Annotated in this window: 13 protein-coding genes, 1 other RNA gene and 1 riboswitch; of the genes, 4 read left to right on the top strand and 10 right to left on the bottom strand. The window is 71.9% G+C overall.

All coding sequences use genetic code 11. The features are described from left to right. Positions 1-110 precede the first annotated feature (110 nt). The 5 genes from ABEA46_RS16585 to ABEA46_RS16605 all read right to left on the bottom strand — a co-directional run bounded on the left by ABEA46_RS16585 (position 111) and on the right by ABEA46_RS16605 (position 5,918). Entirely contained in the window at positions 111-626 is a 516-nt protein-coding gene (locus ABEA46_RS16585; RefSeq protein ID WP_345546013.1) for a GNAT family N-acetyltransferase, read from the bottom strand. Between the two features lie 5 nt (positions 627-631). After that, positions 632-1,918 (bottom strand): aspartate kinase, encoded by a 1,287-nt coding sequence (locus ABEA46_RS16590; protein ID WP_345546014.1) that lies wholly within the window; start codon positions 1,916-1,918, stop codon positions 632-634. Between the two features lie 103 nt (positions 1,919-2,021). Next, complete coding sequence (locus ABEA46_RS16595) at positions 2,022-2,951, bottom strand: DMT family transporter (RefSeq protein ID WP_345546016.1); 930 nt, start codon at positions 2,949-2,951, stop codon at positions 2,022-2,024. A gap of 129 nt (positions 2,952-3,080) precedes the next feature. Beyond that, positions 3,081-3,674, bottom strand: coding sequence for a recombination mediator RecR (gene recR, locus ABEA46_RS16600; protein ID WP_345546018.1), 594 nt, complete (start codon positions 3,672-3,674; stop codon positions 3,081-3,083). A gap of 3 nt (positions 3,675-3,677) precedes the next feature. Continuing rightward, positions 3,678-5,918, bottom strand: coding sequence for a DNA polymerase III subunit gamma and tau (locus ABEA46_RS16605; protein ID WP_345546020.1), 2,241 nt, complete (start codon positions 5,916-5,918; stop codon positions 3,678-3,680). 87 nt (positions 5,919-6,005) lie between these two features. After that, a riboswitch (TPP riboswitch) is annotated at positions 6,006-6,100 on the top strand. On the opposite strand from ABEA46_RS16605, the gene thiM reads away from it, so the two are divergent. The 4 genes from thiM (at position 6,091) to ABEA46_RS16625 (ending at position 9,777) form a co-directional block, all read left to right on the top strand. Further along, entirely contained in the window at positions 6,091-6,903 is an 813-nt protein-coding gene (thiM, locus tag ABEA46_RS16610; protein ID WP_345546022.1) for a hydroxyethylthiazole kinase, read from the top strand. Its footprint overlaps the riboswitch before it by 10 nt. Next, positions 6,900-7,556: a thiamine phosphate synthase gene (gene thiE / locus ABEA46_RS16615; RefSeq protein ID WP_345546023.1), complete on the top strand. Its 657-nt coding sequence runs from the start codon at positions 6,900-6,902 to the stop codon at positions 7,554-7,556. The genes thiM and thiE overlap by 4 nt, the downstream gene beginning before the upstream one ends. Continuing rightward, a complete protein-coding gene (gene thiD, locus ABEA46_RS16620) occupies positions 7,553-9,016 on the top strand; it encodes a bifunctional hydroxymethylpyrimidine kinase/phosphomethylpyrimidine kinase (protein ID WP_345546025.1) in 1,464 nt (487 codons plus the stop codon). Before thiE ends, thiD begins: the two co-directional genes overlap by 4 nt. Before the next feature lie 86 nt (positions 9,017-9,102). Continuing rightward, positions 9,103-9,777 (top strand): YdeI/OmpD-associated family protein, encoded by a 675-nt coding sequence (locus ABEA46_RS16625; RefSeq protein WP_345546027.1) that lies wholly within the window; start codon positions 9,103-9,105, stop codon positions 9,775-9,777. Positions 9,778-9,817: 40 nt separating this feature from the next. Here the strand turns inward: ABEA46_RS16625 and ABEA46_RS16630 are convergent, their stop codons facing one another. The 5 genes from ABEA46_RS16630 to ffs all read right to left on the bottom strand — a co-directional run bounded on the left by ABEA46_RS16630 (position 9,818) and on the right by ffs (position 16,627). Further along, positions 9,818-12,352, bottom strand: coding sequence for a glycoside hydrolase family 65 protein (locus tag ABEA46_RS16630; protein WP_345546030.1), 2,535 nt, complete (start codon positions 12,350-12,352; stop codon positions 9,818-9,820). Further along, entirely contained in the window at positions 12,349-13,074 is a 726-nt protein-coding gene (locus ABEA46_RS16635; RefSeq protein WP_345546031.1) for an HAD family hydrolase, read from the bottom strand. Before ABEA46_RS16635 ends, ABEA46_RS16630 begins: the two co-directional genes overlap by 4 nt. Positions 13,075-13,098: 24 nt before the next feature. Then, positions 13,099-14,331: an acetate/propionate family kinase gene (locus ABEA46_RS16640; protein WP_425563208.1), complete on the bottom strand. Its 1,233-nt coding sequence runs from the start codon at positions 14,329-14,331 to the stop codon at positions 13,099-13,101. Positions 14,332-14,333: 2 nt separating this feature from the next. Continuing rightward, complete coding sequence (pta, locus tag ABEA46_RS16645) at positions 14,334-16,478, bottom strand: phosphate acetyltransferase (RefSeq protein WP_345546032.1); 2,145 nt, start codon at positions 16,476-16,478, stop codon at positions 14,334-14,336. 52 nt (positions 16,479-16,530) lie between these two features. Next, positions 16,531-16,627, bottom strand: an RNA gene (gene ffs, locus ABEA46_RS16650) — signal recognition particle sRNA small type. Positions 16,628-16,658 lie beyond the last annotated feature (31 nt).

The raw sequence follows: 16,658 nt of genomic DNA on the forward strand, positions 1-16,658 counted from the left end.
GACGCGCGGGGTTTGGGCGATTCTACCGCCGCCCCGCAGCGTCACGACCCGCCGTTACGCCGAGGGACGGGATGCCGCGGCCGCCGGCATCCCCTCGTCCACGGCGGCGCTCAGGCCCGCGGTACGCGCAGCTTGAAGCCGAGGTGCGACGGGGCGTACCCGAGCCGCTCGTAGAAGCGGTGGGCGTCGACGCGCGCGGCATCGGACGTGAGCTGGATCAGCGCGACGCCAAGGGCCGGAGCGGCCGCTTCTTCGACCCAGCGCATCATCGCCGCGCCGATACCCGACGACCGCAGCCCGCTCGCGACGCGGACGGTCTCGATCTGCAGCCGGTCGGCGCCGGCGCGGGCGAGGCCCGGGATGACGGTCAGCTGCATCGTGCCGACGACACTGTCGCCCGACGTCACGACGAGCTGGGTGTTCGCGGGGTCTGCCTCGATGCGCGCGAGCGCACGTGCGTAGGCGGGCCGGTTCTCGACGACGCCGGTGTCACCGCGCGCGGCGCTGATCGGGTCGTCCGACAGCAGCGCCATGAGCGCGTCGAGGTCTTCGGCGCGGGCGGCGCGCAGCGTCACCTCGACGTCGCGCGCCGACAGGACGACAGGAAGATCGAGCTCCGCGAGCACGCGGGTCAGCGACCGGTGCCGGCGTGGACGACGGCCTCGACGTCGCCGTCGAGCCCGTACGCCGAGTGCACGACGCGGGCGGCCTCGGCGAGGTCGTCGCCGCGCACCACGACCGAGATGCGGATCTCGGACGTCGAGATCATCTCGATGTTGATGCCCGCGACGCTGAGCGCCTCGAACAGCGTCGCCGACACTCCCGAGTGGGTGCGCATGCCCGCGCCGACCACCGACAGCTTGCCGATCTGGTCGTCGTGGACGAGGCTCTCGAAGCCGATGTCGGCCTGGTCGCCGGCGAGCGCCTTGAGCGCGGTCGCGGCGTCGGTCTTGGGGAGCGTGAACGAGATGTCGGTGCGGCCGGTGGTCGCCGCCGACACGTTCTGCACGATCATGTCGACGTTGGCGCCCGACTTCGCGATGACCTTGAAGATCTCGGCGGCCTTGCCGGGGACGTCGGGCACGCCGATGACGGTGATCTTGGCCTGGCCGAGGTCGGTGGCGACTCCGGCGACGATGGGCTCTTCCATCTCTTCTCCCTCTTGGCCGTCGGGAGCGGTCATCCCCGGGCCGAGCACGTAGGTTCCCACGCCCGAGCTGAACGTGGAGCGGGCGTGGATCAGCACGCCGTGACGGCGTGCGTACTCGACCGCGCGGATGTACAGCACCTTCGCGCCGTTCGCGGCGAGCTCGAGCATCTCTTCGGCCGACACGACGCCCAGCTTGCGGGCCTTCGGCACGACGCGGGGGTCGGCGGTGAAGATGCCGTCGACGTCGCTGTAGATCTCGCACACGTCGGCGGCGAGCGCCGCGGCGAGGGCGACGGCGGTGGTGTCGGAGCCACCACGGCCGAGCGTGGTGATGTCGCGGGTATCGCGGTTGAAGCCCTGAAAGCCGGCGACGATGACGATCGCGCCCTCGTCGAGCGCTTCGCGCAGGCGGATCGGGGTGACGTCGACGATGCGCGCCGAGCCGTGGTCGGCTGTCGTGATCATGCCGGCCTGGCTCCCCGTGAACGAGCGCGCCTCGAAGCCCATGGAGTGGATCGCCATCGCCAGCAGCGCCATCGAGATGCGCTCGCCGCTCGACAGCAGCATGTCGAGCTCACGCGGCGCGGGGATGGGGGCGACCTGGCCAGCGAGGTCTAGCAGCTCGTCGGTGGTGTCGCCCATGGCGCTCACCGCGACGACGACGTCGTGCCCGGCGCGTCGTGTGTCGACGATCCGCTTCGCGACCCGCTTGATGCTCTCGGCATCCGCGACCGACGATCCGCCGTACTTCTGGACGATCAGCGCCACGATGAAACTCCACGCGTGTGTTGAGGGGCCGGATGCCGCACCCGACGTTCCATCTTACGGAGGGGTTCATGCAGCCTCGGCCATGTGACCGTGGCGTGGCCCGTCAGCTGGGTGCGACCGGTGGAAGATCGCTGTCGGACGCGCGCGAGCGGAAGGTGCCGCCCGTCGCGGCGAGCCAGCAGCCCACGAGAACGAGCGGGAAGCCGATGAGCAGACCCGGCGTGATCGGCTCGCCCAGGATGATCGTGCCCAGCACGATCGCCACCACCGGGTTGACGTAGGTGAACAGCGGCGCACGCACCGGCCCGACGTGCTTGATGAGCGCGAAGAACGTGATGAACGCGATGGCGGTGCACAGCACGGCGAGGGCGACGAGCGACACCGTGCTCGCGACGGTCGGCACCTCGTGCTGCGTCAGGAAGGCGATCGGGGTGTAGAAGATCCCCACCGCGAACAGCGCGAGCGTGATCGACCCGAGCGACGGCACGTCGCGCAGCTTCGTCGCGATGACGAACGGCGCGATCGCGTACAGCAGCGCGACCAGGAGGACCTCGCCCACGGCGAGGAGTCCTCCCCCGCCCTCGACGGCGAGCCCCGGCCCCGCGACGATGACGAACACGCCCGCGAACCCGACGAACAGGCCGATCGCCCGCCACGGGCTCAGCACGGAGCGGTCGCCGCCGCCGAACGCGATGATCGCCGCGAACAGCGGCACGGTCGCCACGAGCAGCCCCGTGAGTCCCGACGGCAGCGTCTGCTCGGCGTGCCCGAGCAGCAGGAACGGCCCGGCCATCTCGATCGCGCCGAACAGCAGCACCCACCCGATCTTCGCGAAGGCCGGGCGCAGCGCTCCGGCGCGGATCGCGAACGGCAGCAGCAGGACGGCGCCGAGCAGCGTGCGCCCCGCCACCACGGCCGCCGGCGAGTACGACTCGACCGCGACACTGATGAACAGGTACGGAACGCCCCACAGCAGCGCCATCGCGGCGAACAGCAGCCACGCGCGCGTGTCGAATCGTTGGACGGGATTCATGCGGTGCCCTTTCTCGCCGTCGAACCAGGGTGCACCGGTCGGGCGGACGGCGCGAGGATCGCGAACGACACTCTACGACCGATCTCGGACATCGCGAGCGGCGGTGCCGCGGCGGCGCGCCCGCGCGCCTCAGACCGAGCGGCGCCCCTCGAAAGCGCGGCCGAGGGTGACCTCGTCGGCGTACTCCAGGTCGCCGCCGACCGGGAGTCCCGAGGCGAGGCGGGTCACCGCGATCTCGAGCGTGTGCAGCAGGCGGCTGAGGTAGGTCGCCGTCGCCTCGCCCTCGAGGTTGGGGTTCGTGGCGAGGATGACCTCCTGCACGGTGCCGTCGGCGAGGCGCTGCATCAGCTGGGCGATGCGCAGGTCGTCGGGACCGATGCCGGCGATCGGACTGATCGCGCCGCCGAGCACATGGTAGAGCCCGCGGAACTCGCGCGTGCGCTCGATGGCCGCGACATCCTTGGCGTCCTCGACGACGCAGATGAGCGTCTGGTTGCGCCGCGGGTCGCGGCAGATCGAGCAGCGCTCCTGCTCGGACACGTTGCCGCACACCTCGCAGAAGCGCACCTTCTCGCGCACGTCGGCGAGCAGTTCGGCGAGGTGCGACACGTCGAAGTTCGGGGTCTGCAGGATGTGGAACGCGATGCGCTGCGCCGACTTCGGGCCGATCCCCGGCAGGCGGCCGAACTCGTCGATCAGATCCTGGACGATGCCGTCGTACATGGGCTAGTTGAACCTCGTCGGGGGCTCGTAGGGCTCTTCGCCGATGAACGTCGCGTCGAGCATCTGCCGCACGACCGCCTCGCCGTACCGCTGCACGCCGTCGTTGCGCGGACGCACGACCGGGGTGATCGGCGGCGCGACAGTGGGCGGAACCGGGGCCTCGACCGGCGCCCCGGACTCGTCGAGGTCGAGATCGTCGTCGGGCTCGTCGTCGCGCTCGACCGCGGGAGCCAGCTCGGCGCGCGGCAGCACGTCGCCGTCGTGCGGCGCCACCTGCGGCGGAGCAAGCGTCGCGACACGCACCCGCTCCGCGTCTTCGGGCTCGTCGTCGACGGCGAACTGGCCCATGCTCGGCATCGCGGCGGGGCCGGGATCGGGCGGCGGGGCATCGTCGTCGGAAGGGATCGGCGCGACGGCCCAGTCCGTGACCGGCGCGGCTGCGGCCGGCGCGGCCTTCGCAGCGGGGGCGGATGCCGCACCCCGCGGCGCCGGAGAACTCGGCGCCGACGCACGCGGCGCCGAGGCGGTCCCGGTGGGTGTGGCCGGAGCGGTCGGGGCCGAGGCGCGCGGCGTCGAGGGAGCAGGCGCCGAGGGCCGGGACGCAGCAGCCGGGGCCGCGACCGCCTCGGGTGCCGTCGCCGCAGGTGCGGAGGGCCGCCCAGCTGCCGACGCGGACGCGGGGGCCGGTCCGCGATCGGACGCTGCGCCGCCGCCGGAACCCGGCTCCGCGAGCCGCGGCAGGAACTTCACCTGGCTGCCGAACACCTGCTCGATCGCGCTGCGCACGTCGAGGAACGCACCCTGCCCCTGCGGCTTGGGCTTGAACTTCGTGAGGTCGCTCGCGCTGGAGAACTCGAGCGCGACGACATGGTCGTCGCCCTTGGTCGTGACGCCGATCGGGCGGGACGCGGTGGCGACCATCCACGACGACCGGCTGATGCCCTCGAGTCGCGTGAGCACGTCGGGCCACGCAGCGACGAGATTCTCGGTCGTCAGCTCGCGAGGGGCGGTGGGCGCCGGCGCCGGCTCGGGCGCAGGAGCCGCAGAAACGGGTGCTGACGCCGGAGCCGTCTCGCGCGCACGCTCGACGACCGGGGCAGCCGCGCCGACCGGAGCCGACGGCACCGCCGGGGCTGCGGCATCCGCGCCCCTCGCCAGCACGCGGGCGACCATGAGCTCGAGCTGCAGTCGCGGCGAGGTGGCGCCGGTCATGTCGTCGAGCGTCGCGATGACAAGGTCGGCGATGCGCGAGAGACGGGCCGTGCCGAACGCGTCGGCCTGGCGCTGCTTGCGCATGAGGTCGTCGGCCGAGACGCCGCGGAGCACCGCGGCGGCGCCCTGACCGGTCGCGGCGGCGACGATGAGATCGCGCAGGCGCTCGAGCAGGTCGTCGACGAAACGGCGAGGGTCCTGACCGGTCTGTACGACGCGGTCGACCGCCGAGAACGCCGCAGCGGCGTCGGACGCGCCGAACGCGTCGATGACCTCGTCGAGCAGCTCGTCAGGGGTGTAGCCGAGCAGCGCGACGGCACGCGCGTAGGTCACCCCGGCATCGTCGGAGCCGGCGATCAGCTGGTCGAGCAGCGACAGCGTGTCTCGCGGCGACCCGCCGCCGGCGCGCACCACGAGGGGCAGCACACCGGGTTCGACCTCGACGCCCTCTTGCACGCAGAGCTGCTCGACGTACTCGAGCATCGCGGCGGGCGGCACGAGGCGGAACGGGTAGTGGTGCGTACGCGAGCGGATCGTGCCGATGACCTTCTCGGGCTCGGTCGTCGCGAAGATGAACTTGACGTGGTCCGGCGGCTCTTCGACGAGCTTGAGCAGGGCGTTGAAGCCCTGCGGCGTCACCATGTGCGCCTCATCGAGGATGAAGATCTTGAACCGGTCGCGGGCCGGGGCGAACACGGCGCGCTCGCGCAGGTCGCGCGCATCGTCGACGCCGTTGTGGCTGGCCGCGTCGATCTCGACGACGTCGAGCGATCCGCCGCCGCCGCGGCCCAGCTCGATGCAGCTGTCGCACTTTCCGCACGGCACGTCGGTCGGGCCCTCGGCGCAGTTGAGGCAGCGGGCGAGGATGCGGGCGGAGGTCGTCTTGCCGCACCCGCGGGGGCCCGAGAACAGGTAGGCGTGGCCGACCCGGTCGCCGCGCAGGGCGGTCATCAACGGCTCGGTGACCTGACCCTGCCCGATCATCTCGCCGAACGACTCGGGCCGGTAGCGGCGATAGAGGGCTGTGGTCACTCCCCCAGCCTACGGCGTGGTCCCGACACTTCGGCAGGCTCGGCGCATCGCATCACGGCGGCCGATCCCGGGCCTGCTAGATTGCTCGGCAGTGACACGGGGTGCCCGCACGGCGGGCTGAGAACACACCCGTCGAACCTGATCTCGATCATGCGAGCGAAGGGATGTCGCGATGAACACGCGCGCCGCCACCGTCCACCTGTCCCCTTCAGAGGCGCTCACGGCGCTGCGGGATGCCGCACCGCTCGTGCAGTGCATCACCAATGCCGTGGTGACCGGATTCACCGCCAATGTGCTGCTCGCGGTCGGCGCAGCACCGGCGATGTGCGACCTGCCCGGCGAGGCGGGCCTGTTCGCCGGCATCGCCGACGGCGTGCTCGTGAACCTCGGAACGCCGGGCGTCGAGCAGCGCGACGGCGCCCGCGAGGCCGTCCGCGCGACCGAGCGCTGGGTGCTCGATCCGGTCGCGGTCGGTGCCCTGCCCGTCCGCACCGCGTTCGCCGCCGAGCTGCTCGAGCACCGGCCCGCGATCATCCGCGGCAACGCGTCCGAGATCCTCGCGCTCGCCGGCGCCGGGGCCGGCGGTCGCGGGGTGGACGCCACGGAGGAGACGGATGCGGCCGCCGACGCCGCCCGCGAGCTCGCACTGCGCACCGGCGGCGTCGTGGCCGTGTCGGGTCCGGTCGACCTCGTCACCGACGGCGTCGAGGTCGTCCGCATCGGCGGCGGGGATGCGCTCCTGACCCGCGTCACCGGCGGCGGCTGCTCTCTCGGCGCCGTGATGGCCGCGTTCCTGGGCGTCTGCCGGCCCTTCGACGCCGCGGTGGCGGCATCCACCCTCTACGCCGCCGCCTCGGAACGCGCGGCCGCCCGCGCGAGCGGACCCGGCTCGTTCGCGGTCGCGCTGCTCGATGCCCTCGCCGAGGCAGCCCCGGCCGACCTCGACGGCCGCGCCGTCGCCACCCTGACGGTAGGCGTGCGATGAGCCTGCAGCTGCACCTCGTGACCGACGACCGGCTGCCCTTCGCGCGCACGCGCGACGTGGTCGCGGCGGCGGTCGAGGCCGGTGTCGACGTCGTCCAGCTGCGCGTCAAGGGCGGCACGGCGCGCGACCTGCTCGCCCAGACGGTGGCTCTGTCGGCGGTCGTCGCGGGGCGCGCGACGTTCGTGGTCGACGACCGCGTCGACATCGTGCTCGCCGCCCGCGGCACCGGGGTCCGGGTGGACGGCGTGCACCTCGGTCAGAGCGACCTGCCGCCCGACGCCGCTCGACGGCTCCTCGGCGCCGAGTCCGTCATCGGATGGACGGCGAACACGCCCGCTCACCTCGGCGCGGCGGCCGCGTTCCCGCCGGGCACCCTCGACTATCTCGGGGTGGGTGTGATCCGTCCCACGTCCACCAAGCCCGACCATCCGCCCGCGCTCGGCGTCGACGGATTCGCCCGGCTGGCCGCGGCGACGCCGTTGCCGTGCGTCGCGATCGGCGGCATCGGGTTGTCCGACGTCGCCCCGCTGCGCGCGGCCGGAGCGGCGGGCGTCGCCGTCGTGTCGCTGCTGTCGGCCGCCGACGATCCGGCCGTGGTCGCCCGGGAGCTGCGCCGGATCGCGGATGCCGCGCCCGTCGAGGTGGGCCGATGAGCGACATCCCCCGCGTCCTCAGCATCGCCGGCACCGACCCCACCGGCGGCGCCGGCATCCAGGCAGACCTGAAGACGATCGGCGCACTCGGCGGCTACGGCATGGCCGTGGTCACCGCGCTCGTCGCGCAGAACACGCGGGGTGTGCGCGACGTGCATGTGCCGCCGGTCGACTTTCTGGCCGCGCAGCTCGACGCCGTGTCGGACGACGTCGAGATCGACGCGGTGAAGATCGGGATGCTGCAGGATGCCGCGATCATCGGCGTCGTCCGCACCTGGCTCGCCTGCGTGCGACCGCCGGTCGTCGTGCTCGACCCGGTGATGGTCGCCACCAGCGGCGACAGGCTGCTCGATGCCGCCGCCGAGGACGCGCTGCGGGCGCTCTGCGCCGACGTCGACCTCGTGACGCCGAACCTCGCGGAGCTCGCCGTGCTGACCGGCCGCCCGCTCGCCGCCACGTGGGACGAGGCGCTCGATGCCGCCCGCCGGCTCCACGAGGCGACCGGCACGATCGTGCTGCTGAAGGGCGGGCATCTCGACGGCGCCGACTGCCCGGACGCCCTCGTCGGCCCGGACGCGCTCATCGGCTCCGGCGGCGTGCACGAGGTCGTGGGTGCGCGTGTCGCGACCCGCAGCACCCACGGCACGGGGTGTTCGCTGTCGTCGGCGATGGCCACCCTGCGCAGCGGGGGCGCCGCCTGGCCCGATGCGCTGGGGCGCGCCAAGGAGTGGCTCACCGGCGCGCTCGAGCACGCAGACCGGCTGCGCGTCGGGCGCGGCAACGGCCCGATCGACCACTTCCACGAATCACGGTCTGCCGCCCGCGGCGCGTGGTCGGACGAGATGAGGGATGCCGCGGCCGACCTCCGGGCGGACATCGAGGCGTGCGCGTTCGTGCGCCGGCTCGGCGACGGCTCGCTGGATCGGCAGGCGTTCACCTGGTACCTCGCCCAGGACGCCCGGTACCTCGGCGAGTACGCGCGACTGCTGGCGCGGGCGAGCGCTCTGGCCCCGACGCCCGACGAGCAGGCGTTCTGGGCGCGGTCCGCGCAGTCGGCCGTCGTCGAGGAGCAGCGCCTTCACGACGCGCACCTCGACGGTCGCGCTCCCGCGGAGCCCGCTCCGGCCACGCTGGCCTACACGAACCATCTGCACGCCTGCGGTCGCAGCTACGGCGAGCTCGTCGCCGCGCTCCTCCCCTGCTTCACGGTCTACGCCGACCTCGGCGCGCAACTGGCCGCGGCACGTCACGACGCCCATCCGTACGACGACTGGCTCGCGGCGTACGGCGACCCCGCGTTCGCCGAAGCGAGCGCGCACGCGGTGAGGATCGTGGATGCCGCAGCCTGCGCGGCGACCGCCGACGAGCGCTCGCGCATGAAGGCCGCGCTCTTGCGGTCGACGGCCCATGAGCTGAGCTTCTTCGAGGCGCCGCTGGAGGTCGACGCGGCGAACGTGTGACGGGAAGCGGGGTTCGCTCAACGACCGGGACGGCTCATGACCAGGGTGTGACGGGCGATGTCCGCCCGGACTGGCAGACTCGGCGCATGGCGACGACGATCGGCACCCCCGGCGGTACCCCGGAACGCCCGGCGGTGTTCTTCTCAGGGCCCGAGGAGTTCCGCGCGTGGCTCGCCGCCCACCACGACACCGAGACCGAGCTGTGGATGGGGCTCTACAAGAAGCACGTCGCCGACCGCCCCCTCACGTGGGAGCAGGCGGTCCCCGTCGCGCTCTGCTACGGCTGGATCGACTCCGTCGCCCAGCGGATCGACGATGACGCGGTGCGCCAGCGCTGGTCGCCGCGCAAGCCGTCGAGCAACTGGTCGAAGGTCAACATCGAGCTCGTCGAGCAGCTCACGGCGCAGGGGCTCATGACCGAGGCGGGACTCGCCGCGTACGCCCGGCGCCGCGAGGACCGCACCGGCGTGTACTCGCATGAGAACCCCGACCAGGAGCTTCCGCCGGAGTGGGCGGCGCGCGTGGCTGCCGATCCCGCGGCGACCGCGTTCCTCGACGCCGCGACGCCGACGTACCGGCGCCAGGTGTACCACTGGGTGCTCTCGGCCAAGCAGGAGTCGACGCGCGAACGCCGGCTCACCCAGCTCATCGAGGGCAGCGCCGCCGGCGAGATCATGCCCTTCCAGCGCTACGGCGAGCTGCCCAAGTGGGTCGCGCGGGCGGCCGAGGCCGCCCGCGCCGCGGCCGCCGCCGAAGCCTGAGCGGCGGCATCCCCCTCGACCGGCGCGAGCCGGAGGCGCGTCAGTCCTGCGCGGCTGTCTCGACGTCGGGCACGATGATCGGGATCGTCGAGGTGACGGTCGGCACCGAGGCCGACAGCAGCGAGCCGTCCTCGCGTCGCGCCTCGCCGAGCGTGCGCAGCGTGGGGCGGCCCGGGATCACCGGTCCCTGACCGTCGAGCGGCACCACGACTTCTTCGTCCGCGCCGACCACATAGCCGACGCCGCGAACGCTGAACCCGATCGGGTCGCCGTCGCCGGCGTTCACACGCAGCTCGTCACGCGTGACCGTGACCGTCAGCGGGGTGCCGTGCCAGTGCAGCGTGAACTCCAGCGAGGGCCAGGCCGCCGGGAGCCGCGGATCGAAAGACAGCTCGCCGAAGTGGTCGCGCATGCCGCCGAAGCCCGACACCAGCGCCGTCCACACGCCGCCCGCCGACGCGACGTGCACGCCGTCGGACGCGTTGTGGTGCAGGTCGGCGAGGTCGACGAAGATCGACTGCCGGAAGTAGTCCAGCGCGAGGTCCTGGTACCCGACCTCGGCCGCCAGGATCGACTGCACCACCGCCGACAGCGTCGAGTCGCCGGTGGTCAGCGGGTCGTAGTACTCGAAGTCGGCCAGCTTGTCTTCGGGCGAGAAGTGGTTGCCCTGCAGGAACAGCGCGAGCACCACGTCGGCCTGCTTGAGCACCTGGTACCGGTAGATCACCAGCGGGTGGAAGTGCAGCAGCAGCGGCCTCTTGTCGGCTGGGGTGTTCTCGAGATCCCACACCTCGCGTTCGAGGAACACGTGATCCTGCGGATGGATGCCGAGGTTCGGGCTGAACGGGATGTGCATGGCCTCCGCCGCACGGTCCCACGACTCGGGCTCACCCGGCTCCAGGCCGAGGCGGTCGACCATCTGCCGGTACACCTCGCCGTCGACCTCGGCCATCTCGCGCACGGTGCGCGCAGCGAAGCGGAGGTTGAAGCGGGCCATGACGTTCGTGAACAGGTTGTCGTTGACGACAGTCGTGTACTCGTCGGGGCCGGTCACGCCGTGGATGTGGAACACCTCGCCCTCCCCGGCCTCGTTGCTGGCGGCCACGCCGTCGCTGGAGCGCCAGAAGCCGAGCGTCGCCCACAGGCGCGCCGTCTCGACCGCGATGTCGACGCCTTCGCGGTAAAGGAACTCGTCGTCGCCGGTGGCCCGCACGTACTTCGCCAGCGCGAAGCTGACGTCGGCGTTGATGTGGTACTGAGCGGTGCCGGCGGCGTAGTAGGCCGACGCCTCTTCGCCGTTGATCGTCCGCCACGGGAACAGCGCTCCCGCCTCATTGAGCTGGAACGCCCGCCGGCGCGCCGCAGGGAGCATGAGGTACCGCATGCGCAGCGCGTTGCGCGCCCACAGCGGCGTCGTGTACGCGAGGAACGGGAGCACGTAGATCTCGGTGTCCCAGAAGTAGTGGCCCGAGTACCCGGATCCGGTCATGCCCTTCGCGGGGACGCCCTGGCCGTCGGCGCGGGCGGCGGCCTGCGCGAGCTGGAAGAGGCACCAGCGGGTCGCCTGCTGCAGGTCGTCGTGCCCGCCGATGCGGACGTCCGAGCGCTCCCAGAACCCGTCGAGCCACGCACGCTGCCGGGTGCGGATCGCGTGGACGCCCTCGCTGAGCGCCCGGTCGAGCGTCCGGCGGCAGCGGTCGATCAGCTCGCGCGCCGGCACGCCCCGGGACGTGTGGTAGCTGACGAGCTTGGTGACCCGGACCGGTACACCGGCCTTCGCCTGCACGCGGAACACGTTCTTGGCGATGTCGGGCTCGATGAGCGAGCGGGCGCTGTACGCGTTCTCGGTCTCGACGAGGTGGTCGGCGATGACCGCGAGCGACATGCCGGACTCGGTGACGCGGTACGACAGCGCCGCCCGCGTGTCGTCCTGCCAGTACTCCTCCGGCTGCATCACGCGCTCCTGGATGCGCTCCGCCTTGCGGGGATCGAAGGCGGCCTTGGCGCGGCGCGTCGGCGGCGTGCCGCCGTAGACGTCCTCGCCGTCCTGGCGGTTGATCATCTGGCAGCTGATCGTGACCGGCGCGTCGGCGTTGAGCACCGTGACGTCGACCGACATGACCGCCAGGTGCTTCTCTTCGAATGACACGAGGCGCTCGAACTCGATCCGCACCTCCTTGCCCGACGGCGTCATCCACAGGATGTGGCGGCGCAGCACGCCGTCGCGGAAGTCGAGCTCGCGCTCGTACTCGCGCACGTCCGCCACGTCGAGCGACAGCGGCTCGTCGTCGACGTACACGCGCATCACCTTCGCGTCTGGCGCGTTGACGATCGTCTGCCCGACCTCGGCGAACCCGTACGCCTGCTCGGCGTGACGGATCGGGAACGTCTCGTGGAAGCCGTTGATGAACGTGCCGTGCTCGTGTGCGAAGCGTCCCTCAGGGTGGTTGCCGCGCAGTCCGAGGTAGCCGTTCGCGACGGCGAACAGGGTCTCGGTGACACCGGCATCGTCGACGTCGAACGATTTCTCGACGAGACGCCACGGGTCGACGGGGAACCGATCGCGATCGATCATCGTACGAACTCCTCCAGGTCCTTCACCACCACATGTGCTCCGGCATCCGCCAGATCCTGCGCACCGACTCCGCGGTCGACGCCCACCACCAATCCGAAGCCGCCGGCCGAAGCCGAGCGCACCCCGCTGATCGCGTCTTCGACGGCCGCGCTGCGTGCGGGCTCGACGCCCAGCATCCGCGCCGCCTCGACGAACACGTCGGGAGCCGGCTTCGACGCGAGGTGGTCGCGCTCGGCGATCACCCCGTCCATGACGACCGTGAACCGGTCGCGCATGCCCGCGGCTGCCAGCACCTCTTCGGCGTTCTTCGAGCTCGAGACGACCGCGACCGGGGTCCCGGCCGCCGCCAGCACGTCGAGCAGGCGCAGCGATCCAGGATACGCGGCGATCCCCTCGGCGCGGAGCACACGCTCGAACACGGCGTTCTTGCGGTTGCCGATGCCGCACACCGTATCGGCGGTGGGCGGATCGGACGGATGACCCCACGGCACCTCGACGTCGCGCGAGCGCAGCAGGCTCGCCACCCCGTCGTACCGCTTCTTGCCGTCGAGGTGGTCGAAGTAGTCGCGCTCGATGTACGGCGGGGTGATGTCCCACGCGGCGAACAGCTCTTCGAACATCGTCTGCCACGCGTGCATGTGCACCTCGGCGGTCGGGGTCAGCACGCCGTCCAGGTCGAACAGCACGGCGTCGTAGGCGGTGAGGTCGGGTAGGGCGTCCATGGGCTTCAGGGTACGTGGGGCAGGTTACGCGCGGGAGACGGACAGTGTCTGTCGCGCGATCTCGAGCTCTTCGTCGGTCGGGACGACGAGCACCGTCACGCGTGAGGCATCCGTCGAGATGACGCGGATGCCGCGGTCCGGGCTCTCGTTGCGCTCGTGGTCGATCTCGACGCCCGCGAACCCGAGCGTCTCGAGCGCGCCGGCGCGCACGTGCGGGGCGTTCTCGCCGACGCCGGCCGTGAACGAGATGACGTCCGCGCCGCCGAGCTGCGCCAGGTACGCCCCGGCGTACCCGCGCAGCCGATGGACGTACACCTCGAACGCCAGGATGGCGCGCTCGTCGCCGCGCTCGATCGCGGCGCGGATGTCGCGCAGGTCGTTGGACCCGGCCAGTCCCAGCAGCCCGCTGCGCTTGTTGAGCAGGTCGTCGAGGTCATCGATCGACAGACCGCCGCGCCGGGCGAGCTGGAAGAGCACGGCCGGGTCGATGTCGCCCGACCGCGTGCCCATCACGAGCCCCTCCAGCGGGGTGAAGCCCATCGACGTGTCGACCGAGCGGCCACGGTCGATCGCGGTCACCGAGGCGCCGTTGCCCAGGTGGAACACGATCTGCGTGAGGTCCTCCACGGGGCGCCCGAGGAACGCCGCGGCCGCCTCGCTCACGAACTTGTGCGATGTGCCGTGGAATCCGTACCGGCGGATGCGATGGGATGCCGCCACCTCGGTGTCGATCGCGTACGTGTACGCCGCGGGGGCCAGGGTCTGATGGAAGGCGGTGTCGAACACCGCGACGTGCGGCACATCGGGGAACGCGCGCCGCGCGGCGACGATGCCCGCGAGGTTGGCCGGATTGTGCAGCGGCGCCAGCACCGACAGCTCGTCGATGTTGATCTCGACGAGCGGCGTGATCAGCGTCGGCTCGAAGAACCGCGCGCCGCCGTGCACGACACGGTGCCCGACCGCGACCGGCGGGCTGTCGTGCAGCGAGGGGCCGTCGGAGGCGAACGCCTCGAGCATCACGGCGAACCCCGCCGTGTGGTCGGGGATCGGGAGCTCTCTCGTGCGGGTGGCGTCCAGGAACGCGGGCGCCGCGCCGTCGGTCGGCGTGGCGTACACGGTGTGCCGCGCGACCCCGACCGGCTCGCCGATGCGCTCGACGAGGCCCGACGCGAGCGTGCGCTCGGTGGCCATGTCGAGCAGCTGGTACTTGAACGACGACGAGCCGCTGTTGATGACGAGCACCGGGATCACCGACATGATCACTCCCCCTGCGCCTGGATCGCGGTGATCGCGATGGTGTTGACGATGTCTTCGACGAGGGCGCCGCGGGACAGGTCGTTGATCGGCTTGTTGAGGCCCTGCAGCACGGGGCCGATCGCGACCGCGCCCGCCGAGCGCTGCACGGCCTTGTACGTGTTGTTGCCGGTGTTCAGGTCGGGGAACACGAACACCGTCGCACGGCCGGCGACCTGGGATCCGGGCATCTTCGCCGCCGCCACCGCCGCGTCCGCGGCCGCGTCGTACTGGATCGGCCCTTCGACGAGCAGCTCGGGCGCTCTCGTGCGGACGAGGGCCGTGGCATCCCTCACCTTCTCGACGTCGGCACCCGACCCCGATTCGCCGGTCGAGTACGACAGCATCGCGACCCGCGGATGGATGCCGAACTGCGCGGCCGTCGCCGCCGACGAGATCGCGATGTCGGCGAGCTGCTCGCTGGTGGGATCGGGGATGACCGCGCAGTCGCCGTAGACCAGCACGCGGTCGGCCAGCGCCATCAGGAAGACGCTGGAGACGACCGAGACCCCCGGCTTCGTCTTGATGATCTCGAACGCGGGCCGGATGGTGTGCGCCGTGGTGTGCACGGCACCCGAGACCATGCCGTCCGCGAGGCCCAGGTGGACCATCATCGTGCCGAAGTACGACACGTCGGTCACGGTGTCGGCGGCCTGCGTGACGGTCACGCCCTTGTGGGCGCGCAGGCGCGCATACTCCTCGGCGAACTTGTGCACGTGGACGGCGTCCAGGGGCGAGAGCACTTCGGCGCCCTGCAGGTCGATGCCCAGCTCGATCGCCCGCGCGCGCACCTCGAACGGCTCGCCGAGGATCACGAGGTCGGCGATCCCGCGCTTGAGCACGGTGGCCGCGGCGCGGAGCACGCGGTCGTCGTCGCCTTCGGGCAGCACGATGCGCTTGCGCTGCGCACGTGCCCGCTCGATGAGCTGGAACTCGAACATCAGCGGAGTCACGACGGTGGCCCGCGCGACGCCGAACGCGGTGAGCAGCTCATCGATGTCGACGCTCTGCTCGAACAGCGCGAGCGCGGTGTCGTAGCGGCGCTGCGAATCGGCGGCGAGGCGTCCGCGCGTGCTCATGATGCGCACCGCGGTCTCGTACGTGCCGAGCTCGGTCGTGATCACCGGCACCTTCGAACCGAGTCCGTCGAGCAGGCGCGTGACAGGCTCCGGCAGCTCGAAGCCGCCGTTGAGGACGATCCCCGAGATGGACGGGAACGTGCCCGACGCGTTCGCCAGCAGCGTGGCCAGCAGCACCTCGGAGCGGTCGGCGGGGATGATGACGACGCCGCCCTCCAGCAGGCGCGGCAGCACGTTCACCATCGACATGCCCGCCACGACCACCGCGAGGGCCTCGCGCGTCAGGCGGTCGGGGTCGCCGGTGAGCAGCTCGCCGTCGACCGCGCGCATGATGCCGCGGATCGAGGGGGCGACGAGATACCGGTCCTCGGGGATGGCCCACACCGGCACCGGTGCGGTGCCGGGCGCGGGTGCGGACGCCGAGGCCGCGACGGCGTGACGGATGGCCGCGACGGTCTCGTCGACCCGCTCGGGATCGGCGCGGTTGGCCACGACCGCGAACAGCTTGGCACGGCCGTGCCGCAGCTCGGCGAGCGCGAGCTCGGCGAGCTGCCCCACCTCGGCGGGCGTGCGGGCGAGCGAGGACCCGAGCTGCTCGGGCTGCGTCTGGTTCTGCGACGACCGGCCGCCCACCACGAGCAGCACCGGCGCGCCCAGATTGGCGGCGATGCGGGCGTTGTAGGCGAGCTCGGCGGGGCTGCCGACGTCGGTGTAGTCGCTGCCGACGATCACGACCGCATCGCACTGGGCCTCGACGGCCTTGTAGCGCTCGACGATGGTCGCCAGCGCCGCGTCGGGGTCGTGCCGGACGTCGTCGTACGTGACGCCGACGCACTCGTCGTACGGCAGGTCGACGCCGTCGTGGTCGAGCAGCATCTCGAGCACGTAGTCGCGCTCGATCGTCGATCGCGCGATCGCCCGGAACACCCCCACTCGCGGCGCCGCGTGGCTCAGCGCATCGAGGACGCCGAGTGCGACGGTGGATTTGCCCGAGTGCCCTTCGGCCGACGTGATGTAGATGCTCTGCGCCACCCACTCAGCCTATGGGCGGGTCGCGACACCGCGACAGGGAGCCGGCCGGGAAAAGTAAGACTCTCCGCGAACCCGGCAGAGCCTGGTTACCCTTGCTACGTTTCCGTCCTGGGGGAGTTGGCCTGGATGCCGCCTCGCGGAGAGCTGCGTCCAGTCTAACCCGATCCGCACGGGCCTCCG

The organism is Microbacterium jejuense (assembly GCF_039544225.1).
Classification (GTDB): domain Bacteria; phylum Actinomycetota; class Actinomycetes; order Actinomycetales; family Microbacteriaceae; genus Microbacterium; species Microbacterium jejuense.